The 24,465-nt window shown below is 46.3% G+C and carries 17 protein-coding genes; 1 reads left to right on the top strand and 16 read right to left on the bottom strand.

The genetic code is table 11. From position 1 onward, the window contains the following. The 3 genes from ACUC6J_RS05780 to ACUC6J_RS05770 are packed head-to-tail and all read right to left on the bottom strand — an operon-like array spanning nucleotide 1 to nucleotide 7,079. On the bottom strand, nucleotides 1–1,032 hold the full coding sequence (locus ACUC6J_RS05780; RefSeq protein WP_017426431.1) for a class I SAM-dependent methyltransferase: 1,032 nt from the start codon (nucleotides 1,030–1,032) through the stop codon (nucleotides 1–3). Further along, nucleotides 1,029–3,944: an excinuclease ABC subunit UvrA gene (gene uvrA / locus ACUC6J_RS05775; protein ID WP_447249904.1), complete on the bottom strand. Its 2,916-nt coding sequence runs from the start codon at nucleotides 3,942–3,944 to the stop codon at nucleotides 1,029–1,031. The genes ACUC6J_RS05780 and uvrA overlap by 4 nt, the downstream gene beginning before the upstream one ends. Before the next feature lie 39 nt (nucleotides 3,945–3,983). Then, nucleotides 3,984–7,079, bottom strand: a complete 3,096-nt coding sequence (locus tag ACUC6J_RS05770; protein WP_447249903.1) for a cyclic peptide export ABC transporter — start codon at nucleotides 7,077–7,079, stop codon at nucleotides 3,984–3,986. A 584-nt stretch (nucleotides 7,080–7,663) separates the two neighbouring features. On the opposite strand from ACUC6J_RS05770, the gene ACUC6J_RS05765 reads away from it, so the two are divergent. Beyond that, entirely contained in the window at nucleotides 7,664–12,154 is a 4,491-nt protein-coding gene (locus ACUC6J_RS05765; RefSeq protein WP_447249902.1) for an amino acid adenylation domain-containing protein, read from the top strand. Nucleotides 12,155–12,334: 180 nt separating this feature from the next. On the opposite strand, the gene ACUC6J_RS05760 is transcribed toward ACUC6J_RS05765, so the two are convergent. The 13 genes from ACUC6J_RS05760 to ACUC6J_RS05700 all read right to left on the bottom strand — a co-directional run bounded on the left by ACUC6J_RS05760 (nucleotide 12,335) and on the right by ACUC6J_RS05700 (nucleotide 24,416). Then, the gene (locus ACUC6J_RS05760) at nucleotides 12,335–13,300 is read right to left on the bottom strand and encodes a glycoside hydrolase family 25 protein (RefSeq protein WP_447249901.1); all 966 of its coding nucleotides are present in this window, start codon (nucleotides 13,298–13,300) and stop codon (nucleotides 12,335–12,337) included. Nucleotides 13,301–13,454: 154 nt separating this feature from the next. Then, nucleotides 13,455–13,901 (bottom strand): phage holin family protein, encoded by a 447-nt coding sequence (locus ACUC6J_RS05755; RefSeq protein WP_016821295.1) that lies wholly within the window; start codon nucleotides 13,899–13,901, stop codon nucleotides 13,455–13,457. A 79-nt stretch (nucleotides 13,902–13,980) separates the two neighbouring features. Beyond that, nucleotides 13,981–14,247 (bottom strand): hypothetical protein, encoded by a 267-nt coding sequence (locus tag ACUC6J_RS05750; protein WP_250248978.1) that lies wholly within the window; start codon nucleotides 14,245–14,247, stop codon nucleotides 13,981–13,983. Nucleotides 14,248–14,305: 58 nt separating this feature from the next. Next, entirely contained in the window at nucleotides 14,306–14,917 is a 612-nt protein-coding gene (locus ACUC6J_RS05745) for a hypothetical protein (protein WP_447249900.1), read from the bottom strand. Between the two features lie 15 nt (nucleotides 14,918–14,932). Beyond that, nucleotides 14,933–17,452 (bottom strand): hypothetical protein, encoded by a 2,520-nt coding sequence (locus ACUC6J_RS05740; RefSeq protein ID WP_447249899.1) that lies wholly within the window; start codon nucleotides 17,450–17,452, stop codon nucleotides 14,933–14,935. 1 nt (nucleotide 17,453) lies between these two features. After that, nucleotides 17,454–18,128 carry a YmfQ family protein gene (locus ACUC6J_RS05735; protein WP_167438299.1) on the bottom strand — a complete coding sequence of 225 codons (675 nt, stop codon included), beginning with the start codon at nucleotides 18,126–18,128 and terminating at the stop codon, nucleotides 17,454–17,456. Continuing rightward, nucleotides 18,121–19,272: a baseplate J/gp47 family protein gene (locus tag ACUC6J_RS05730; protein WP_447249898.1), complete on the bottom strand. Its 1,152-nt coding sequence runs from the start codon at nucleotides 19,270–19,272 to the stop codon at nucleotides 18,121–18,123. The genes ACUC6J_RS05735 and ACUC6J_RS05730 overlap by 8 nt, the downstream gene beginning before the upstream one ends. After that, the gene (locus tag ACUC6J_RS05725) at nucleotides 19,272–19,742 is read right to left on the bottom strand and encodes a DUF2634 domain-containing protein (RefSeq protein ID WP_016821304.1); all 471 of its coding nucleotides are present in this window, start codon (nucleotides 19,740–19,742) and stop codon (nucleotides 19,272–19,274) included. The genes ACUC6J_RS05730 and ACUC6J_RS05725 overlap by 1 nt, the downstream gene beginning before the upstream one ends. Further along, on the bottom strand, nucleotides 19,729–20,136 hold the full coding sequence (locus ACUC6J_RS05720) for a hypothetical protein (protein ID WP_447249897.1): 408 nt from the start codon (nucleotides 20,134–20,136) through the stop codon (nucleotides 19,729–19,731). Before ACUC6J_RS05720 ends, ACUC6J_RS05725 begins: the two co-directional genes overlap by 14 nt. After that, on the bottom strand, nucleotides 20,129–21,106 hold the full coding sequence (locus ACUC6J_RS05715; RefSeq protein WP_102998618.1) for an XkdQ/YqbQ family protein: 978 nt from the start codon (nucleotides 21,104–21,106) through the stop codon (nucleotides 20,129–20,131). The genes ACUC6J_RS05720 and ACUC6J_RS05715 overlap by 8 nt, the downstream gene beginning before the upstream one ends. Further along, complete coding sequence (locus ACUC6J_RS05710; RefSeq protein WP_025364227.1) at nucleotides 21,103–21,744, bottom strand: LysM peptidoglycan-binding domain-containing protein; 642 nt, start codon at nucleotides 21,742–21,744, stop codon at nucleotides 21,103–21,105. Before ACUC6J_RS05710 ends, ACUC6J_RS05715 begins: the two co-directional genes overlap by 4 nt. A gap of 36 nt (nucleotides 21,745–21,780) precedes the next feature. After that, the gene (locus tag ACUC6J_RS05705; RefSeq protein ID WP_447249896.1) at nucleotides 21,781–23,805 is read right to left on the bottom strand and encodes a hypothetical protein; all 2,025 of its coding nucleotides are present in this window, start codon (nucleotides 23,803–23,805) and stop codon (nucleotides 21,781–21,783) included. Nucleotides 23,806–23,981: 176 nt separating this feature from the next. After that, on the bottom strand, nucleotides 23,982–24,416 hold the full coding sequence (locus ACUC6J_RS05700; RefSeq protein WP_007429164.1) for a phage tail assembly chaperone: 435 nt from the start codon (nucleotides 24,414–24,416) through the stop codon (nucleotides 23,982–23,984). Nucleotides 24,417–24,465: the final 49 nt, after the last annotated feature.

Below are 24,465 nucleotides of genomic sequence, written 5' to 3'. Positions count from 1 at the left end.
TTACATTTGAATGATAGTGCCAATCCCATATGCGAATAGTCCCTCTTGCGGGTGACGGATAAACGGTTCTCGACAGCCTGTTGGGTCTACAAATTCCTGAAAGGACGGATAACTTTGTTTCACTTCGTCCCAAAAAACGCCAACATCGTAACCTCTTCCCCACGTCTCAGGTCGCATGCTGATATCATGAAAAGCAATCATGCCGCCCGGTGCCACCAGTTCTTGATACATGCGGAAATCCGAACTCACACCACCGTAGGAATGATCTCCATCAATAAATAGAAGGTCAATCTGGCGATTTCCCAGAACCTTTTTTAAATCCTGTTTGGTCGAGCAGTGAAATGAACGATCGCGAATAAAAGAAAACTGCTGTTTCGCGCTGCCGAAACTGGAGTAAAGCTGCACCTCATTGTCATCCTGACCACCTCCATACGGTCCACCCGGATAATCAATACTGACGAGCAGGGCTTCCGGGTCGGCCAGTTGGCTCAAGCAATAAAATACGCCGCCGCTGGCTGTCCCGATCTCAACGACTGTTTTAGGCTTTTGGCGCTTCACGACCTCCAGAAAACGACGCAGCTCATAGGGATTCTGAATGGCTGGAAAAACAGGTACATGCTCAGCGACCTGCTCCAAAATAGCTCTTAACCGGATAGATTGCGGACTGGTTACGTCCTCTTTAAGATTTTCCGGGGAGAGAAGTTCAAACAACTCGGGCACGATAACCTTAGCCAAGAGTCCTTCTACATCAGGCTCATCTTCCCCGTCCACTAACCAGGCTTCCGGCAACTTAGGAAGCTTGTCCTCTGGATTCTCTCCTTTTTCAATGGCTGCTTTGAAGTGACTCGCCTGCTCCCGTGTTAGCTTCACATACCCAGGCTTCCACGCATGGATGAGCAGAAAATCACCTTTCACCTTGATATGATCCAAGCCAAACTTGTGCACCCATGGCAGATCGTTGTATCGCTTTTGCAAATAATAATTTAAGGGGCCTGTCGGAAGAATTCGTAAATGGTCCAATCTGTTACTCATGCTCTCACCTCGTCCTCGTTGAAATCCATTCCGACATTACGCAAAAATGAGCCGGTATGGGAATGCACACAGGCTGCAACCTGCTCAGGGGTTCCAGCCACCACCAGCTGTCCACCTCTGGTCCCTCCCTCGGGACCAAGATCCAACACATAATCTGCCGTTTTGATCAAATGCAGATTATGTTCAATGATGAGGACGGTATTACCCTCATCTACGAGCTGTTGAAGGATGGTTAGCAGACGCTGGATATCGTCAGGATGCAAGCCTGTGGTCGGTTCATCCAAGATGTATAACTGGCTGCGCCCCTTTTTTAACTGACCTAGCTCCTCCACCAGCTTAATACGCTGGGCTTCCCCGCCAGATAATGTCGTTGCAGACTGACCCAGCTTCATATAACCAAGACCCAGTTGGTTCATAAGCTTCAGCTTGCTGTAAATAACAGGCTGGTCAGCAAAGAAAACTGCAGCTTCTTCAATACTCATCTCCAATACATCCGCAATATTCTTCTCTTGATATGTAATGGCCAGTATATCTTCGCTGTAGCGTCTGCCCCGGCACGTCTCGCACATCATTTCAACGTCAGACATAAACTGCATTTCAGTGACGATCACCCCGAGTCCTGAACAAACTTCACAGCGTCCACCCGGTGAATTGAAGCTAAGATGTGCATCCTTCCGTTGCAGCTGTCTGGCTCTTTCAGTCCTGGCAAACAACTTACGGATAGCGTCAAACACCCCCACATAGGTAGCCGGAGTGGATCGCGATGTTCGTCCAATTGGCTTCTGATCGATACAAATCACCTGATCAATCGACGCTTCTCCTTTCATCTCTACATCGTGCTTCAGATATGCAGGCTTACCATCCAGAAGAGCACGCAATTTTTCATATATAACGTTATGAACCAGCGTGGTTTTCCCTGATCCGGATACCCCTGTGACACAAACCAAGCAACCGAGCGGTATGCGTATGTTCAGGTTCTGTAGATTATTTTCCCTCGCTCCCAGCACCTCCAGATAATTCCCGTCACGAGCCTTTCTCCGCCTTGAGGGCAATGGAATACCTCGCCGGCCGGCCAAATATTGTCCCGTCAAAGAATTGGGATTGCTCATGACTTGTTCCACCGTCCCCTGTGCCACAATTTCACCACCGAGCGCTCCTGCACCAGGTCCAATATCCACAAGATAATCCGCTTGGGCCATAATCTCTTCATCATGTTCGACGACCAAGATGGTGTTTCCCAAATCCCGTAGCCTGTGAAGCATGGCTATCATTTTGCCGGTATCCTTCGGGTGCAATCCGACACTGGGTTCATCCAAAATGTAGATCATCCCCATCAGTCCTGAACTTAGTTGAGTGGTCAAGCGTACGCGCTGCGATTCACCACCCGAGAGCATCGTCACCGGACGGTTCAGACTCAAGTAGTCCAGTCCCATGTCGAGCAGCAATGCCAGACGAGTCTTCATTTCCTGTAAAATAGGCTGTGCCACAGCCGCAAGACTCTGGAAAAATCGGGGGGCCGCTCGCAGTAGTTCATCGCAGTATGCATGCAGCTCAACTAACGGCATATTCGAAAAATCACGGATTGTTTGATCCCCTACACGATACAGAAGACGTTCTGCCTTCAAACGGGCTCCTCCGCAGCTCGGACATACTTGTTCTCTCATGACTTCCTTATCTTCCGCTTTCATGGCGCTCATTTCGTCCTTGGCATTAGCGTTGAAGCGCTCATAAATGAGATTCACAATGCCCGCAAATTTTTCATGCATTGACTTGCCACCTGTAGCAGGATTCTCAATGGCAATCTTTTCCCCTTGAGTACCGTATAGCACAGCGTATAACGCCTCATTCGGCAGATCCTTTACCGCCGTATTCAGGTCAAAATGATACCGGGTCGCCAGTCCCTCTAAAATTTTTCGATTTTTATGAAATTTCTCTTTCTCGCATTGCCAGCCAAGCAGGTGGATCGCTCCTTCGGCCACACTTTTGGATCGATCAGGAATCACACGTTCGAGATTCACTTCATAATGTGTGCCAAGTCCTGTACATGTCGGACAAGCACCCAGAGGACTATTGGATGAAAAAGCTCCTGCCGAGATTTCACTGACCATCATTCCGCAACGGCAACACCCGGAGTTTGGAGTACATGCAGATCGTTTATCGACCATAGGTCGAATTTGCATCCATCCGTCTCCCACATCCAGCGCCTTGTCTACCAAAACTTGAATATCTTTGACTTGCTCCACGGAATTTGAAATCGTCACTCGACCAACCAGTACCTCCAGCCGGTTGTACTCTTTTCCTAGGTGTACTACCTGTGGAGACATGCTGGAGAACAAAACTTCTGCTTGCTGTACATCCAGCAATTTTTGGTTCCAATTTAACTGGGTATAGCCCTTTTTTCGTATTTCCTTCAGCAACGCTACAGGCCCGCCATGTGGCATGGAAAGAATTGGCGCATATACATCAATAGATGTATCAGATGGATATTGGAGTACCTGCTCTGTGATTTTCTTTCTGTTCTGAACAGGCAATGCTTCCCGGCAATAGGGACAAACGGCCTGACTTGTTCGAGAAAACAATAACCGCACATAAGAAGAAAGCTCGGTCAATGTTCCCACAGTAGACCTTGGGTTCCGGGACAACGTCTTTTGCTCCATCGCAATTGCTGGAGACAGCCCTTCGATCAAGTCCACATCCGCATCTTCCGTTTTTCGCAAGCCCATTCGCTCATATGCGGACAGCGACTCCATTAAGCGTCGCCGTCCTTCTGCATATAGTGTATTGAACACTAGTGACGATTTCCCTGAGCCGCTTACTCCCGTGAAGACGACCAATTGATCCCGCGGAATCCGCATAGAGATATTTTTCAGGTTATGCTGTCTAGCGCCTTTGACAACAATGTAGTTTTGCATGTTTAAGCCCACACTTTTTTATAAATTTGAATGGATTGGTTATGAGCCACTGACTTCAGCACTCAGTACTTCCAGTTCCTTCATCTGTCCCATTTCCATCTTCAACAGGCGGTCTGCGGTATGAAAATAATGGTCATCATGCGTGATGGCGAAAACAATTTTGCCTGCCGCCTTCATTTCAGGCAGAAGTGTATGGTAAAAGAACTTTCGGAACTCTGGATCTTGATCCGCAGCCCATTCGTCAAACAAATATACAGGTCGATTCTCCAGATAACAGATCAACAGCGCAAGCCGCTTCCGCTGGCCGCCAGATAGCTTGAGCGTGCTAAAATATCCATCCTTAACCGTTACTTTATCCTCCAATCCCAGCCTTTTCAGATAACGCTCAATGTCAGATTGCTTTTCCTTATAATCAATGTCGTACAAACGCTCAAACAAATGGAAATCAGAGAACACGGTGGAGAAATACTCGCCCGAGGTACGTGGGTCAATGGCTTCTCCATTGATCGTGATGTATCCCGTTTGTGGCGGGTAAAGAGCGGTCATTAGCTTGGCAAGCGTTGTTTTACCACTGCCGTTGCCGCCTGTAATAAAAATGATCTGTCCTTTAGCGGCCTCCAGCGTAATAGGTCCAACCACAAAGCTGGACTCTCCAGTCACGTTGCTGTACTCAAAGCTAAGATTGTGAAAACCAATGCGTTCCACAGCAACCTCTTCATCCACCACACTCGCAGTATCATGTACTTCTCCACTGTCATTAGTTGGCATTTCCGCAATAAAGGTTTTAATTCTTCGCCATGAGGTCCGAATCTGGAACAACTCCGGCACAGCCTGCAACAACCCGTTGATCGGTCCAATCAAATATAGAAACACGACAACAAATTGAATTAATGTGTAATCCTTTATGTTCGGGAAAATCGTCGGGAACACAAAGGTTACTACACCTAAAATTAAAATCAGCAGCGTTTCGCCCAGCACCAGCGCATTGGTAAATTTAATACGGGACACCGAGCGTTTTTGCCGATACTGTTCACAGCTATCCTGAAAATCGCTCCCGAACTCCGCCTTTTTGCGACCATGCATACTAAGCTCTTTAAAGCCTTTGAGCATGTGATCGATAAACCCCAAATATACGTTTTGGGTATCCCTCGCCTCTTCCCAATAACGGTTAGCCGTACCGCTGACAAGGCTATAAAATGCGGCAATCACCGCAATCACGACCAGCGAGAGAATTGTTCCCCAAAACGAAATCGTACCGAGATAAACAAAGCAGCAGATGACAGTCAGCAAGCTGGTTGCGAACCCGACCGCCACATTAGCCGAGAAGCCGACCATCTCCGTATCATTATTTAAAGTGGCTAAAATTTTGCCATTGTCCATGCGTTCTAATTTGTCATAAGAGCTGTGCAGCACTCGTTGAATGAGTTCCATCCGTTTTCGATAAATCATGTTATAGGTGATCTTCACTAATTTGGTTTCAATCAGCTTGCGGCCGAAAATATATACTGCCAACGCCAGCCCGAAATAATACAGCAGGTATTTGAGCGGAATCTCGCTGCCAATCGAGAAATTGACGATAAAAATGACAAAGGCATTCGCCGCACCGCTCAGCAAGCTCATCATCACCAATAAAGGAAGCGAACGTCTAGTTTCATCTGCGTTAGGGAAAAGCGTACCCAGCACCAAGTAGACAAAGCTCAAGAGCAATCCTAGGCCCAAGGCCCCAATCGCAAACGGAAAGCTAAACGGAGACCAGACAATCGCGGTTGTCCAGGAAACCCCTTGCATCGCAGTAGGAACCAGATAAACTCCATACAAAAACGGTGTACTGCAAAGTAAAAACACCAGCCATGTGAGCAGCTTTTTTGGATTCAAAGACTTATAAACACGTTGTTTGCGGATGATGTCCCGAACAACTGTAATTAGCAGAACTCCTACAGCCAGCACATAACATGCCAGCATAATCGTAATGACGGACCATGCATTATCTGTTTTCTGATCCGGCTCATACGGAGACACAGGTTGACGATCTCGTAAAATATCCATCAGGCCGTGACCCGTAATATACGTTAAAGTGGTACCGTTATTCGCCATAATCCCTACAGCGAGCTGATCTTGAGGGCGAAAAACCATATATGCAGAAAAATTCGGATTTAATCCAGCCTTCGACACCTCTCCATTTCCGCTTTGATAATCAGCCCAGCCCATAGCATAAGACGACATATCAAACTTGCTGGGAGCCACAGTGCGGTCAGGCGCATGCGTTTCCATAATTAATGGAGTCATGGGAGATTTCAGGCTACCCAGTTGATATTTGAGCCAGGTAGCGAGGTCATTACCGTCCATCATGATATAACCAGCAGGACGATTTCCCCTAAAGACAGGGGATTGATATTCACGTGCTTGAAAAAAGCCGTTCTTGTAGCCTGTTGCCAGTGTGGGTGCGGCTTCTGTGGGGTAAAGAGTGGTCTTATGCAGACCCAATGGCTGAAAAATATGGGCCTTCATATAATCTTCGTAAGGCTGCCCTGTGACCTTTTGAATGACAGCCCCCACGATGGCATAGTTAATGGTGGCATATTCAAAGCGTTCGCCAGGACGGTTATGTAATTCTAAGCCATTCACATTCCTAACAACCTGTTCGAGTGAATCGACGCGGTTGGAGATCGGAATGTCGGTAATCGTATACCATGGAATGCCGCTGGAGTGGTGTAGCAACTGTCGCAGTGTAATCTCGACATTTTGGTGTTTGTACTTGGCTTGGAACCATGGAAAATACTTCGAAACAGGATCATCCAGCTTCAACAAACCCTGCTGCTGTAGCTGCAGTACGGCAAGTGCTGTGAATCCCTTAGAACAAGAGGCAATTTCAAAGCTTGTCTCAGGTGTAACAGGAGCTTGCTTGTCCACATTTGCATACCCAAAACTTTTGAGGTAAGCCGTTTCTTTTCCCCGAACCACCACTACTGTCATTCCGGGGATATGACCTTCCTGCATTTTCTCATGAATAAATGCTTCTAGACGTTGAGTCGTGGCTTGATCCAAACCTGCTGCGGCTTCCGCGTGATTGGGCAGAATACATGCCGCCACTAAAGCGAAAATCAGAATAACCGCTGCCATTTTTCTCATGATCATCTTTTTACATTCCATAATCGCTCCAGCTTTCTTTGTAATATGTAATCAAAGCATTCTTGACCAATATATGTAAGACTAATTATCTAGTAATTATATAAAAACACTAGGATAAATAGTATTCAAAACGAAGCATTCAATATGGCGTATAAATATGCGTAATTTTATATTTATTTTATGGATATTTAAGCAATTTATAATGAATATATATTAAATAGGAATGGGTTTATGTGACGAAAAATCGGGAGATTACCAGGTATTGATCTTAATTCGGAGAGTCAATTGCCAGAAATACGTAATAAACTAATAATTATCAATTTAATTGAATTTGTATTAACACCTTAACATTTCATCCCGTTCGGATGTAGTGAGTTAATTCACACTTTTTCGAAATTCCCTAGTAAACCTACAAAAACCTTTTAAAGGGAACTCGTATGTTTAAATTGGTATACAATTGTCGAAAATCCGTTTTATTTTCCTCATAAAAATACATTTTTTCTGCTTGATTGTTTTTATTTGGTCGGATAGCATCATTTTTATGTAGACTCTACGTTTTTCAAAATCTGCATGTATAAGGAGGCTAATGTATGTTCTATGCATTAACGCATGCTCAAAAAAGAATTTGGTATAACGAAAAAATACATGGCACGACGGCCATGCATAATCTGACCGGACTAGTACGCATTCAAAAGGAACTCGAGCTTGATGCACTGGAGAATGCGATTCAGCTCTTCATTTCCAAAACTGAAGGCCTCCGTATCCGGATCGAAGAGCAAGATGGAGAACCCGTACAATACGTTAAGCCCTATGAAAAGGAGAATATCGAATATCTTGATTTTAGTCATGAGACTGATCCTTTACAGCATTTTGAACAATGGCTGAAGGTCGTGAGCGGACAAGCGATGCCTCTGTTGAACTCCAAACTATATTCTTTTGTTATCTTTCGGCTGGGACCTGATGATGTTGGTTATTTGGGTAAATTTCATCATATTATTGCAGACGGTTGGGCTTTACATATCGTGTCGGAACGAATTTCGCACTATTATACTCTACTAGTCAACCACCGTCCTCTCCCTGCTGATGAAGAATATTCCTACATACCTATCATTGATCAAGAACAAGCCTATCTAGCATCTGAACGTTTTATCAAAAATAAAATGTTCTGGAATGAAAAGTTTCAAACCTTACCTAATATGATACCCATCAACAAAAGTAAAGATATTTCGGCCGTTCGCTCATCCTTTGCCATCGATAGCGAAACCTCTCGCATCATCCAGAATTTTATCCAAAGCTCCAAGCTTTCTGTAAATGTGTTATTCGTATCCGCCCTTCTGCTTTACATCTACCGAACGACTCAAGAAACCGATGTAGTCATCGGGACACCTGTCCTGAACAGATCAGGAAAAAAACAAAAAAATACGTTTGGCATGTTCACCAGCACAATGCCGTTTCGTATCCAAGTGGATGAAGCTTTAGATGCCTACTCCTGGATGAAGCAGGTGGGAACAGAGCTAATGAATTTTTACTTTCATCAAAAATATCCGTATGATCTTCTGGCTGGTGATTTGGAGCTTGCCCAAAAAGGATATAACGGTCTGTTTGATATGTGTGTTAATTATTACAATATGAAATTTAGTCCCCAATTTGATGGATGCCCCTATGAAGTTCAGGAAGTATTCAGTGGTTATCAGCCTTATGCCCTGCAGCTGGTTATACGTGATTGGGAGGGGAGCGGAAAAATTACGCTGGATTTTGACTATAGAGTGAAGGCTTTCAGCGAGATGCAGATTGCCAAAATGTTTGAGCATCTCATGCATATGATTCGCGAGATGATCGAGCAGCCATACACTCCGATTGCGGAAATTGAAATGCTGTCTACGCAGGAACACAATGAGCTAATCTATGAGCTGAATCAAACTCACTCCCCCTATCCTTCGTCCCTAACCATTACTCAGTTATTTGAACAGCAGGTCGTTGAAAAAGCTAATGAAATTGTCTGTTACTTTGAAGAGCAAACGTTAACCTATCGTGAGTTAAACGAACGAGCTAACCAACTGGCGAGGTTTTTAAAAAGTAGGGGGATTGGCCAAGAGAGTATCGTCGGAATCATGGCGGGGCATTCGTTTGAACTTATCATTTCGATCTTAGCTGTATTGAAATCAGGCGGGGCCTACCTGCCGATAGATCCACACTATCCAGCTGACCGTGTTAGCTTTATGCTAGAGGATTCCGGGGCTGCCTTGCTGCTCACCGACGCACCATTGGATGATGATATCTCTTTTTCCAAAGAAGCCTATCGTATGGATGATGCATCCCTGTATGATGGCGAAGACTCCAATTTGGAGTCGCAAACCGGACCGGACCAGCTCGCTTATGTCATTTATACCTCTGGTTCAACAGGCAAGCCTAAAGGAGTTGCAGTCCACCACAAGGGACTTGTTAATTATATATGGTGGGCAAGTAAAACCTACTTTTCCGCCGCACGTGAGGTCTTTGCCTGTTATTCGTCAATAGCCTTTGACTTGACCGTCACTTCCATATTCACCCCATTAATCAGCGGTCATGCCATGAGCCTCTACAGGGATGACGATTACAGCGAGTTTGTATTGTTTCGCATTCTGAAAGACCAGCGTACAACCATTGTGAAGCTTACTCCCGCCCATTTGTCCCTTCTCCAAGAGTCGGATATTCGTACATCGAACGTCCGCAAATTCATTGTAGGTGGAGAAGATTTCAAAGTCAGTCTTGCCCGGAACGTTTATGACATATTTGGTGGCAATGTTACTCTGTACAATGAGTACGGACCGACAGAAACTGTTGTAGGCTGCATGATCCATATTTATGATGCGAACCGAGATATCCGAAGATCCGTTCCTATCGGCGTACCTTCTGATAACGTGGCTATATATGTGCTGGATGCGTACTTAAAACCTGTTCCTGTACAGGTAAAAGGAGAAATTTACATTTCCGGTCCTGGAGTGGCAAGAGGATATTTGAATAGACCGGAACTCACAAAAGAAAGATTTCTCGATAATCCTTTTGTTCCAGGAGAACGAATGTATAAAACCGGAGACTTGGGAATACGGCTGGAAAATGGCCTGATTGAATACCTTGGCCGGAAAGATCACCAAGTCAAAATCAAAGGCTTTCGTATCGAACTGGGTGAAATTGAGGGTGCGCTATCCTCATATCAAGGTATCCAGCACGTTGTTGTGAATGTAGGGGAATCGGACGAAGACAATAGCCAGCCTATTTTGTACGCCTACTATGTATCAGATGCTGCTGTCTCTCCCGAGCTTCTCAAGCATTATTTACATGCTTGTCTTCCCCATTATATGGTGCCAAGCCATATAATTCGGCTGGATACCGTTCCACTTACGTCAAACGGTAAGGTCGACAAGCGGAAACTTCCTGTACCAGACCTGTCCTCTGGATTAACAAGCATGTATGAAGAAGCTCATAATGAGGTTGAAAATATTCTCGTGCAGGTTTGGGAAGAGCTATTCCAGATGGCTAACATAGGTATCCATGATAATTTCTTTGCACTGGGCGGAGACTCTATTAAGGCAATCCAAATGACATCCAAATTAAATAACTATGATCTGGAGATAGGCGTACAGGATATTTTAGCGCATCCCAATATCGCGGAGCTTGCTCATTATACACGTCCAAAGCGCCAGCTATACGATTCAGCTCCAGCCAGCGGAGAAATTCTGCCCACTCCTATCTCCAGTTGGTTTATGGCGCAGACATTTCACAATCCTCATCACTATAATCAATCGATCATGCTTCTGCTGAAAAACGAAATGGATCGTTCCGCTTTGGAAAAGGCCTTTCAGAAGGTGATCGAGCATCACGATGCTTTAAGGATGAGCATGGAGCCTGATGGCAAGTTATTTTATAATCCAGAACTCGCCATCGTCTCGTTCAAGCTGGATTGTTACGATATGATGCTTATTTCAGCCGAGGCACGGCAACATGAATTCAATAACCTGGTGCATAACCTGCAATCCGGTTTCGATCTGTCCCACCGTCTTCCTATCCGCGCAGCTCTATTCGATCACGGACAGGAAACTCGGGAACTGTTCATCACTGCCCATCATCTGGTTGTAGACGGAGTTTCCTGGAGAATTATATTGGAGGATTTATTGAATGCATACCATGCTATAAAAGAAGGTGAGGAGGTAAATTTCCCAAGAAAAACGGCCTCAGTTCAAGCCTTTGCTCAAGAACTCCATCACTATTCCACGACTGCGGATCTACGGAAAGAGCTAGAGTTTTGGCGCGAAATGGAGGGTGGAGTCCGCTATTTTCCAGCATCTATCACAAGCCTACCAACCGCTACCGTAAACTATGCTTCATGCGCTGTGGTTGAAGAACATCTGTCTCCTGTCCAAACGCACAAACTGCTCCATGAGATGTCTCAGGCTTACCATACCGAACCTGTAGATTTACTGCTGGCTGCCTTGGCGTTAAGTGTAAAGGAATGGACCGGATTGGACGATTTCACTTATGAGGTTGAGCATCACGGAAGGAGTCTAGATCACATAGATGTATCCAGAACGGTTGGCTGGTTTACTGCGTTATATCCCTTACGTATTCAAATGCCGGGCACAGAAATAGGCAATGTCATTGCACATGTCAAGGAACTGCGCAGACGTGTTCCCCATCAGGGTATAGGTTATGGCATCCTAAAATATATGCTAGGGGCTATTGAAAAGCATACAGACATTCGTCCTATACGCTTCAATTATCTGGGACAATTCGATCACGAAAGTCAAAGTTCAGACTATGTATATAGGCATACTATAGACAATCAAAATGTAGATAACATCAATCATCTAACGACCGCCATCGAAGTTAACTGCCTGGTTGTTAACGACCAATTGGTGATCGATATGATGTACAGCACAGAAATGTTTGAAGAGGAAAGTATAACTGAATTTATGCATATGTATGTCCAAGCAATCATTCGGATCATTGATTTTACCGTTCGTCAGCAGAATGTTCATTTCACTCCTTCGGACTTTGAAACCGCTCAGATTAGTCAGGAGGATATTGAATTACTTTTCGAGTAAAGATGCATTTTCCATTTACCTTTTTTTGGGATTCAGCCTATTCAGAGGTCCTAAAAAACATCACTTAACCATAAGGGCAGGCGGCTGCATTTAACCGCCTGTCTATTTAGGCTTCGCTCGTAGTTTCTTTACTCATTTCATATAAAAGTGGGATGGGCAGTGTATAAGTTCTTTCGAAGATCATTTGGCTTTTTTAAACACACCCAGACGGTTCAACACGACCAGTAAGCGATAAAAATCATAACTGCTTGGCAGTTTCGCATCCACAATTGGGCTTGCCGGATTAACTGCAACGGCGGCAGCCACCGCTTCCTTGGCCCAGACCGGTACAGGCATAGCCTGACGCGCCTCCAGTTCGGCTACTCGCTGATCCACCTTTTTAATATAAGCACTCTGTTCATTAATTGTTTGCTTGAGCACATCTTTGCTATTTTCAAGAGCGGCTACCTGCTGCTGCAGGGCCTTAAATGCGGCTTTTTCCTCTGCTGTCATCGGCTCATCCCCCTCTTCTCCTGCAAATGCTTGGCGTAGCTCGGGCTCTGTTCCGGCATATACATTCAGATCCACAGGTCCTGGAATGCCTTCAACCCGTCCACTATCACTATATTGCCAGAAGTCCCAGCGCTTCCATGCTGTGGTATCATTAGGCACTTGTGTACTATAACGCGCAATCCACAGTTTATAACTACCCAGTGTAGCTTTAAAATTGGCAGCAAAAGCATTCCCTGTATATACCATCGGCTTACGGCCGCTGACTCGCTCAAATTCCGTCAAAAATGCCAGCGCTACCTCATGAATCGCAGCCGAACTAAGCTTTCCTGGATTGTTTTCATAATCCATCACCGCTGGCAAGTCCAGCGCTTTCGCACCACCCACCTGATCCAGCACCTCGGCGAAATGTCTGGCTTCCGCTTTGGCTGCGTTTACACTGGTCGCATCTACAAAATGGTACGCTCCCAGTAGAATTCCGGCTGCCTTGATCCCTTTTGCATTCGTGATAAATGTTGGATCAACGTAACGCTGTCCTTGACTTGCTTTAATAAATGCAAACGATTTACCATCTGCTCGTACGCGTTTCCAATCAATCTTTCCCTGATATCGGGACACGTCAATGCCTTCGGCAGCGTTGGGGCTACGATTTTGCATAAGGCGTTCCCTCCTTGTCATTCATAATGTTGTAGCACTCTGACTCTGTTATCCATATGCTTGGACCAAGGAAACGGTCTGGGCTTTTCCATTTTTACGCCGAAAAAGGGCGAAAAGGTAGTCTTCCTTTTTTGTAATGGCAACAGTCAGCACTTTATAAAGCTTTATTTTGCTTGTCAGAAGGATCGGTTGGCTTTATTTTTTCCCCACTCGACTTGGACTCAAAAATGGCGACCGCATTCCGCAAAATATCCGGCATCGGCACTCCCATTCTGCCCACATTTTCTATAATAGACAACAGCTCGTTCGCTAAATAAAAGAAAACGACGGCATCCCGGAAATAGTGTGCATCCCCGAGAATACCGTCGATTAGATGGGCTACCGTAATGAGCAAAAACACGGTAACCTTGCGAAAAATACCGTAATATCCTTGGCGGCTTTTCAGCTCCCCATTAATCCAGGCCGCTGCCCATCCGGTGAAAAAGTCGATCACGACCATCCACCACAGCAACGTCAACATTGTAGTCCACCCCCCGAAAAAATAACCGATCAAGGTCCCCGTGGAAAACCCCAGCCAAATCTGATCGATCTTTTCATGCATGTTTGTTCCCCCTTTTGAACCTAGGTGTAAAGTGAATGCCCTTGGTTAATCCAAGGGCATTTTATTTTTGTTTTGTTCTCTATACTGTTTTCTTGCGGAAAATAGAGTTATACCATTTAACCGTTTCTTCCTGTTCATTCGGAGCATCGTTTGATGATGAATCATCTACGTTATCCGGTGCTAGATCGGAACGAGTGGATAAAATAATCTTCATTACGTGTTCCCGCTGTTCTTCATTTAAAGCGTAGCTTCCCATAATCGTTGATATATCACCTTCTCCACGATCATAGCGGGTGATGCAAGCATGAGCACAAATACGCATTTGAGCCTCTGTTAAAGCTGCCATGGTTATGACTTCACCTCTTTTTATAAAAAATGCTGTTACATATAGTCGTCAGTTCACGTTATTTTCCTGTGCCACCAAGCATGAGTTGGGTCAACGTCACTTCAAGATCTGCAATGCGCTGCTTCAGTTGATCTGTCTCGCTTGGCTGTTGCTCCGCTTTTTGAGTCAGTTTCTTAATTTCTTCCTCACTCAATCCTTCACTCCAGAACGTCGCCGGGTCTCTTCGTTCTGGGGTCTTAAAAGTGGGAGCAGGATATATAGGTTCATCTCCACGCTCGTTTTCCGGATTATTTCGCCATTCATCATGCTGCTTCTGAAATAAAGCTTGGGATTCGTTGTTTAACTGATCAAAGGCCTTTTGCGCTTCTAACAGATTTTCTGCATATTCTGCTTCGTAGGCCAGCCAACCTTGGATGTCAAAACGAGGATGGTATAGACCTGGTGGTACTTGAATCCCTACTGTATAACCAGCAGGGATGTTATCTGAATGTACTTCATCTCTGGTACTAGAGCTACTATCAGCAAGCCGATGGGTGTCTAGTTGCTGGTTTGTATCAGATAGCGTAGGCGAAGATGGAGTATAAAAAGGGACGATACCTGAAAAGGCATCGTCCACCAGCTCGTCCTCCAGATAAAGGCCGTTTGTATTTACTTTAGGTACTGCTTTCATGTTTTAGACCTCCTTTTATTGTTCTGCTAGGAATGGTGGGAAAAGAAGGCTCAACGAGGTGCTATCTTTTGCCCCTCCACCACCAAAACAAACTCTTCCATCTGGGAAAATATCAAACTGCACTAAAACAGGGCCATTGACCCCGTAACCGTAAGATACTGGACCTTGTATATTTGTAGGTCTGTAGCCTTGCGGCAGAGTAAACAATGTTAACCCTCCATTTGTCAGACCATTGACAACCAACCCTCTGATATGAACGAATCCGTTAATATCTTTCATTATTCCTACCGGGCGACTTACAACCCATCCATTAAGCAACGTTGGTGTAAGCCATGCAGGATTATCCTTGTCAGCTTTCTTGTTCTCCAGCACACTCACACGCGCGGTGTTCTGTTGTATGCTGTCCACCAAGTCTGACAGCAGTGTCTTTTCGTTGGCGGCGTAGGAGCCTGCAAACGGCACAGCTGGCGATGGGTTAGACATAAGGTATGTGATGCTATAAGAAGCTGCTGCATTAAATTTACTCGGGTTCAACTCGGATGTTATCCCGTTGCTGCTGGAATTTGTGTAGTTGGCCCAACTACTTGTATCTTTTCTGTTATTCGCGAAAATATTGATAATTCGGCTAGGTGTATTGACTGTATTACTGCCCGAAACGGCATTAGCGTTAATGTAGTAGAACCCGTTTGTGTGCAGTTTAGGACCAACCGACTCGCGCAGCACAATCCCCGTACCTAATTCAACCTGGTTGTCACCTTCCACAAATGAAAGTTGTCCCTCGGATACGATAGGTTCTACGATAGGCGTTGCAAGTTGATATACAAGTTGGTACGGCGTGTACCCTACATAAGACTGTTGCGGCACCGACGCTACAGGGTTTGCAGGGCCAACACGCGGAACATAATATTTAGCACCTGTTCCGTTCCATGTCGCTGTTGTAGCAGCTTGGGCGTTAGCTGGCGTGAAGGTGCCAGCGTCATACACCTTGAACCCGTAAAAGTAGGCTTTGATATCATCCTGTGACGGCTGGTATCCGTCTGCCCATCCACTGTCTGCAACGGGTATTGATAGGTATAGTCCATCAGCAGCTAGAAAAGATTGATCCGAATCCGTCCACGGATAGGCGTGTGCGATTAACTTTCCGTCATACTTAGTAACTCTTTCGCTATCGGTCTTTGGGTTGGGCAAAGGTAGCGTTACCTGCTTGTTGCCTGCCTTAGTGTCCTTATATACCCAAGCTTGATTACCGTCCAACATCAACCCTTGCCACTTCTTGGACTTGAAGTATTGCCCATCACGCTCGAACACCATATCAGGGTTTGCCCCTGTAACTGGATCGGCGTACAGATCTGTTTGTAACGCCAACATAGAGTCTTCGCGTGGCTTGAAAGGCTTGGCTGTGCTACCAATGTTAAGCATTGGGTTTTCAAGCGTGAACGTCCCTGCTCCTGTATTAGTTGCGTAAACACGCACTCTCTTAGTTGTCGTCTTGGTCGTAAACGTTACTGTGACAACCCTATTTTCGTTATCGGTTGTACTGTACACGGTGGATTCTCCACCCACATCATCTACCTCGACCACCGTTACACGCCCGTTAACTTTAACGGTCAAGGTGTAAGGCGTTCCTGGAGCCACAGGAACATATACATTAGATTGATCCACAGATACAGTAGCTACCGTTTCCAGCTTATACGGATTTATCACCTTAGCCCTATCACCGCGCGTCCATTCATAGAATGGGGGAATTAAGTTTTCTCCATACCGAATAGCATATGGATTACGCACAGGCATTACACTATCAACATACGTATACTTTGCTGCGGCCTGTACTGGCGTAAGGCTTGCGGCTGCTGCATAATCTGCATCGCTGATCTCGTATACACGCACACTATCCATATTAAAGATATTACCAGTCGCACCCGTGCCTGTGATGGTAACAATATGAAAATATTCCTTCGCCGTGAACCGTACAACAGACGGCGCAAAAACAGAGCCTGAATTTACATCATTACCCACAGCACTGGCAATACCATTTATTGATATTGCCACATTGCTGGTATTACCACTTTTTACGTCTGCTATTGCGATATATTTTCGTCCAGGTGTGGTCAAAAAACTTGCAGACGCGGTTGCCGGCACACTACCCAGCGTAATTTTAAACGAGCTACTACCGTTGGCCTTGTTATTATTATCAATTGCAATAGCTACGTTTGAGGACCAATCGCTTACGGTCTCGCAGCTTCCCATCCGCCCCAACAAATTCACCAACGTACGTCCGCTTAGTCCCGTCAACGAAAATGGCGCAGCCTTCTCCGCATGAACAATCTGTACCCCAGGTTCCAAAGCTACCGCCTTGCGTTCCCTCGTATCCAGACGCTTCTTAATCTCATTTACACCGTCATTCACGTCACCTGCAAATTTATCTACAGACCGCCAGTTTTCATCCAAGTACTTCTCCAGATCAAAATATGTTGTTTTGGGCGATGTGCGGTCAATTTGATTTAAACCAAGATTCGGTGTTTTTTCGCTTGCCATGTTATGCGCCACCTCCTAAATATCTATCCTGTGTTGTATGTTCATTTTCATAGAGGGTCATGGACTCCACTTCCGCAATGGTCAAGTAGCGTAATTTATACTCTACCGCCATATGAGCAGGTTTGATCTCCTCAATGGCTGCTTTAAGATCCTCCACGTTGGGCGGAATTCCGATGGTGTCCATAAATTTGACCGTAAATCCCCATTCGGCAGGGTGAAAAGTAACATCTACCGTGCCTCCGTCATACGCCTCAGCTACATTTTTGACAAGCTTGCCTGAAAAGGTTCCTGCCCCCCGTAGCTTCGATTCCACCACTGCGCGCCGCTGATCCAACGGCTTCCCCAGATCGGTTTCGATCCCCAGCTCCGTTTCCCAGCGTTCCAGCCCCCAGGTGGCGGTACGTACGAAAAACTGTCCCACCGTTGCATCCATTGCAAGATACAAGGCGTCCAGTTCGCTTCCTTTAGCATCCATATCGGAACGCATCACACGTGAGGTTTCATAATAGGCAGGCAAATAGGAAAGCAGCTCGCGTCCCCGCTCGCTGCTCATTTGGCTTACTGTATCTCTCGCTATTGCTACCCGGTTAGCAAAGATGTCACCACGGTTTACACGTTTTCCCTGGTCTGGGTCATTCAATAAATCTTCAAAACTGTCTATTCCGTTGTTACTCACTGACGCTCACCGTCCCCAGCACGGCCACCTGACCTGATCCAATCTCAATATTCTGATTGCTCTGTCCGTTGATTTTCAGCTCAGAGAAATCAATAATAATTGGAATGTCTAACAGCACAGCAGAAATCCGGGTGTACCTTACCAACGGATCTGCCTTGTAAAAAGCAAGCTGCTTCAAATACGTCCGCACACCGTTTTCGATCAGCTTTTTGATTTCATCCAGTGTGGACGGCTTCTCTTTGGTGCGCTGTACCTTGACCGAAATGTTAATCTCCACTTCTGTCGCTGGCATGATCGTCACCACAGGACCTGCTGGTGCTAACCCTTCGCCTTGCCCATCCTGGGTCGGATCGATATACTTCTGCACCGCAGCCACGATTTCCGGGCTGGCAGCGCGTTTATCCGTATCCAGCACATATAACCCCACTGTTCCTGGCCCTTTCCAGAGCGGAACAACTTCCACGCCACCCACTCCAGCAATTTCATTCGCCCACTGGGTATACTGCGCCTTGTTACCGCTTGTACCCTGGTTCCGCACCTTGGCATAAAAACGCTCCAGCAACAGTTGGTCGCTCTCAACGTCTGTGCCGCTTTTGGTTTCCTCCGTATTGATCACGGAGGAAACCCCGCTAATCGGAGTAGCCATCACCTGAATGACACCCGCTGGCACGTTGCCGCTGCGTCCAGGATTAACCGCCCGAATGGCCGCTTCCCCGGTGCCATGTTCATCCAGCGTGACCGATGCCGTGGTCGCATATTCAATAGAGGCTTCCCCGGATACATCATCTGCTGGAGTCGCCACCAACGTTCCCGCCGGGACGATTGTTTCAGCTGTGCCTGTGAACTTGACCTTCCCTGATGCAGCAACGGCTTCCCGTCGTGTCACTCCATGCTCTGCTGTACGCAAATCCAGTTCCGGCGAGCGAAAATCCGGGTTATCACTGGCTGCTGTGCTGGCAAACCCCCGACGCAGCAGCTCCTGCGCCCAGATTGCCGCTTCAGAAAGCATAAATGCCACTGGCGCCTGCGCATCCCAAATAAAAGAGCCCTCGGACTTATCGATGTCCGAAGGCACTTTTTCCAGCATTCGATTTAAAATTTCCTCTTCCGTCTGGTCTACCAAATATTCCGGCAAGTCTGCCATTAGATCACCACACTTTCCACAATTTCTGTCTCATCCCGCACGTTCGTAATCTGGCAGCTAAAATAGCATGCCTCACCTTCCCATCGAAACGTGAACTGATCCACACTAGCCGTACGTGCATCTGCTAGCAACGCCTCTGTGACCATGCGCTTAATTTCACTTTCTTGCACACCGTGCCCATAGCTGCTGCCAATCAGCTCCTCCAGCTCACTTCCATAGTCAGGCGAATAGATCACATGACGATAGCGAGGAGTGCGTATGGCTTTTTCACACCACTGTACCCAAGCTTCTTTCTCGCCTGTAGTCACGATTTTACGGCTAGGGCTCATTACAAACTCCCCAGCTTCAAAATCAAATCTCCAGCTTCGCCCAAATACAGCACGGTTATCCTCCAGTACATCCGGGTCAGTCACATCTGTGTCTGTCCAGATCATATCATCTGTTTCGGGAAACAAATTAGCCACGTCCATTCACCACCTTGCACACGACCACCACATCGTTACCACTATTCACCCGCATCGCCAGTACACGATCCCCAGGCTTAAGTCCTTTGTTCAGGCTCAGATTTACATCCTCCAGCTCATCCTCCCCGATATAAAAAGAGGTTTTCAGCTCTTTGGCTTCCCAATTTTCAGATTCCACCGAGGTTGAGGTACCTTGGTACATATGGCGTGGTACAGATAGTAGCCCCGGCAGCTCGGCGACTAGATAATCCTGAAGCTCATGTTTAAAATCATCCAGCTTGAGTCCTGTGGAAGTGATGGTACCTAATACTGCACCTACTCCACTCAGCGCTTGCTTGGTGTGTTTATGAAATGAAGATTGCAGCGCAGTGGCTAAATGCCCGTAGGGGTCCTTATTCAAGGTAAAACCTCCTTTTTACATCGTCATACGTTCCGAGTTCTAGCGACATACTGCCAGGGTTGCCCAATTCCCTGCTTACTGAAATCACCAGCAGCTTCATGTTCCCTAACATTACCGCGTCTCCTGCTCGAATCGTATTCATATCTGGCGCATTTACCGATATCGTTTGTTGTATGCCTCTCAGCTTACTTTTGGCCAACTCACGTGCCGCCGCACCCGATTTCACCTCGTCATCCTGTACGATCACCTGAAGTGTTCCATATTTGGCAATGTCCTTTTCCTCAAGCGCCATCACCTTGGAAGGAACCTCTTTCCCTGTTTCACTGGCCGCCGTAGCCAACACCTTTACTCTCGTGGCTGCGCCTTCCAACGTACGGGATTGTGTCGTATCGGTCACTTTCTCCAAAACATATACATCTTTGTTCGTGCCCAGTTCGTACAGCTCCAAGCCGGAAGAAATCATACGTGGATGATACAGCTTGCCGCCCGCCTTGGCCGTCTCCCGCAGATCGCCCAGCATCATGGAATAAATGGACTGCGTCCGGTATACGGCGCGCCCGAGCTGCTTTTTTGTGTCCGGCAAAGAAGCGATTTTCAGCTTCCAATCCCTCGCATATTTCTGAAAACGCTGGGTAGCCGTCTGCTTGGCAGGAAGTAAATATTCATCCTCCGACTTGTCCAAATATACCGTACGGTCATATAGCGTCAGCGTCATACGTTTAAGCCCGTTATTGGAGGTTTCCACTTCCCAGATCACCGCTGGAGACAACAGAGGAACATAGTCTTTTTTACCATAAGGAATACCACTAACCCGGATTGACATCCCTGGAGAAATGGTCGGCATATCGGACGTAACGACCAAATTGACCGTCCCCTGATAGGCGATTTGCTCCAGCGAATCTCTTAAATTAATGTTCTCCACAAGTGGCGAAAGATCATATTTATCCTGTAAAATGACTTTATAGCTCATGACAGCACCAGCTTTTGCCCCGGTTTAATCGCATTCGGATTTTTCCCGATGGTCTTTTTGTTAAGCTGATAAATGCGACTCCATTGCGAGCTGTCTCCCAGCTCCAGCTTGGCAATTTTGGACAAGGAATCTCCCGATTTAACCGTGTACGTTTTCTTTTTTTCTTTCATATCCGTGCGAGGCTTTTTGTTGACTGTCACAGACTTCGAACCGGTACCAGATTTTTTGGCTACTTTCATTTCGCTCCAGGTTCGCAGTGACAAATCAAAATTCACATCCCCATATTCCCCGCCCCGAAAGGTCGAATTATGAGAAGCTACAATTACGGGTACGTTCACAGCTGTCTCCGTAATGATAAAACGTAGCGGACTCTTGGATAACAAAAAGCCATTCAACGTGTTCATGGCCTCCTGCGGATCAGGGATGTCTTCATATGTGCAATATGCTGGATTGTATTCTTTCGGAAAAAAAGAAGAGAAGGAGATTTCCTTCACCTTCTCCCCTTGTGGAAAGTCAAACTCCCCATAGGATAAAATCGTCGTTGTATCAAATCCCTTTTGTCGTGAAATCGTTACTTCCTCAGGATTTACTGGAAACTGAAACTTTTTTCCCTTACCATCCGTCAAACTAAATTCCATCTTTCTCCTCCTTCCCTATTGCTACCATTTACTGCATTACATAGCTCCAGCGCCCGTTGGCTTGGTGTTCTGCGTTGCACGCAAAATTTCAGCTTTAAGACGGTAGCCAATCTGCGTAATAAGCCCATCCACATCCAGCTTGTTCTCATGTACAGTGACCTGTACAGCCCCCGCAGGAAGATTAAATTGATTGGTGGTTTCGGTTTTAAAATCCTTCAAAAAGCCAGACAATGTTCCCATTTGTTCAGGACTGATCTGTACTACTTGAGGAGTGGGATTACCGTTGGCCTTACCTTTAGCTTTGGCGCCATTGTTCGCATGCGCCGCAGTATTCAACATTGGGCTTGGGTTTACCCCTTGGTTAGCGATAGCCATCGGTCCGTAAGGATTAGGAACGCCTTTGGCGCCCGGTTGTGGAGGTCCATACATCACTTGAGAGCCAGGTGGTAACCCTGGATAAGGTGGCATAGGTGTTAACGGTTTGGTAGCCACAGTTGCAGCAGGTTGAGGTGGTACGGCAGGTTTAGGGGCTTCAGGTGGCTTAACTGGTGCTTTCTTGGGTTCATCTTTTTTACCGAAAGAAAAGAAATTAGAGATGCTATCACCAAAGGCTTCGCTCTTCTCTGAAAGCCAACCGGTTACCTTGGATGCCTTCTCCTTAATTTCAGAACCATGGTCTGATATCCAGCCGCCCACTTTACCCCCTAAAAAGTCACCCGCTAAACCGCCTACATATGAGCCGACAGCAGTACCGACACCTGGAAGCAAAAATGTTCCTATTGCTCCGCCTACCGTACTCCCGACTGCCCCACCTACGGTGGAACCAATCGCTTGTGCACGTTCCTTGCCCGGAGCTGCTGTAGCTATACTTGCTGCATCTGCCAGAACCCCCAAAGGCCCACTAATGAACTTTTTGCTTACACCAAGACCTTTACTCACTTTTTCAACTAATCCGCTATCACTTACCATATTTAGAACAGAAGAAGCATCTAAATCTGTTCCACCAGCTAGCAAGTCGCCTGCAAAGCTAAGAATGCCACGCGACTTGGAAGAGCGGCGACCACGAGGACTTCTCGGATTATTTCTTGGACTTGGGACTCTTCGGTTAGGATTAATTCGTGGATTGGATTCTGCAGAACCTGTACTTTGTCGTCCGTTTCTGTTTCCTGATGTTGAGTTCCGATCTCTAGTATTAATCCTCGCGATCTCTCCGGCTCTTGAATTAAAATCTCCTTGACCACCCGAGGATCGACGGCCACCGCCTCTATTTCCAGACCTTCTGCCCCCGGTACGTCTGTTTCTTCTTTCCGGGCCAGCGCCACCGCCAAACCCACCACCAGTAGTTCTATCTGAGGTAACTTGAATTAATTTCTTAATTAATTCTTTAATTTCCGAAAGGTCCTTGTTACCTGTCGCACCTTCTGTGTTACCTTCTGCAGCTTCTTCTTTTTTTGAAGAAAAGAGAGTTTTTAGTGCACCTTTTGCTCCACCTTCTCTCCAAGCGTCTTTTGTAGCCGTCCACTTTTCTTTTCCTTTTGAAATTGTATCTGGAATCTTTAGGATGGTTTGAGCACTTAAATCCTCACCTGTCACCCCTTTGTATACTTCCTGTACAACCTTGGCTGGTTCATTATACTTTTGCAGCGCCTCAGCCCACGCTGGAAGTTTTTTGTCTTCTTCCTTAGGAGGCTCATCTTTTTTAAATATATTTGAACGGGAGTTGCCTTTAACTGCTTCTGTATTCTTATTAAGAGCTGCAACAAGACTACTGACTTTGTCAATGGACACATTACTGCTACTCTTCACCGTTAAATCCACACTTCCCGAGGCGTTTATAACCTGGGATTTGACCCGGTTAATCTTGTTTAACAGATTATCCAAGCCTTTGGAGGCCATATCGTTCAGGACAATTTCCGGAGCCATGCGAGTGCGGCCGATTTTCAAAACACGTCCTTGAATTCGCTCAAAATAGCGTTCCATTGCGCGCAATTCTCTGTTGGCCTTAATGACGTTTTTGGGATCGATCACAAGGTTCATGCGGTAATTTAATGCTTCTGCCATCTATCATGTTCACCTCCTTGTTTATGCTTTTGAAGCTGCAATGCTATCCATTTCCTGTTCGGCAAACGCCAGCAGCAGCATGCGCTCACCGCGGGGAAGCCGCCAAAAGTCTCCGGGACGGAGGTGGTGCCGGACCCACAAGTGGTACAGCATCGTCGTCATTCCCCCGGAGCCGATTAGTTTTTTAGATCAGCAATCTCAACGCCAAAACCGGACAGTTCCAGCACTTTATCTCCCACTGCATCCAGTTCACCCGCCAGCAGCATACGGCGGACAGACTGTTCGCCACCGGACAGCTTCAAGCGGCTTGTAATCCGGGGATCTCCCCAACCATTAAGGGACAGGCCCTTCACTTCCAACTTTCCGGTGGCTTCCGAAATCAACAAGGCGTTGAACGTTTCGGTATCTACCTTTTCGTCTACAGCACCCTTCACGGTTCGGCGAATCGTGCAACGCTCACGAATGCTGTCCACCTTACTAGAGGTCAGTCCGTGCAGTACAATTTTCATATCGAGGCGCTTGATACGAACCGTTTCTTCCGGTAGTTTCTCAGCGGCTTCAAACAGACTGTCCAAAATTTGTTCTTCTGTCATATTCTCATTCAAACTCATAGGTCATTCTCCCTTATTGTTAATTTCAGAATTTCACAAATTCTTATTT

It is taken from the genome of Paenibacillus sp. JJ1683 (genome assembly GCF_053006485.1).
This window is presented reverse-complemented; position numbering and strand designations above follow the sequence as displayed.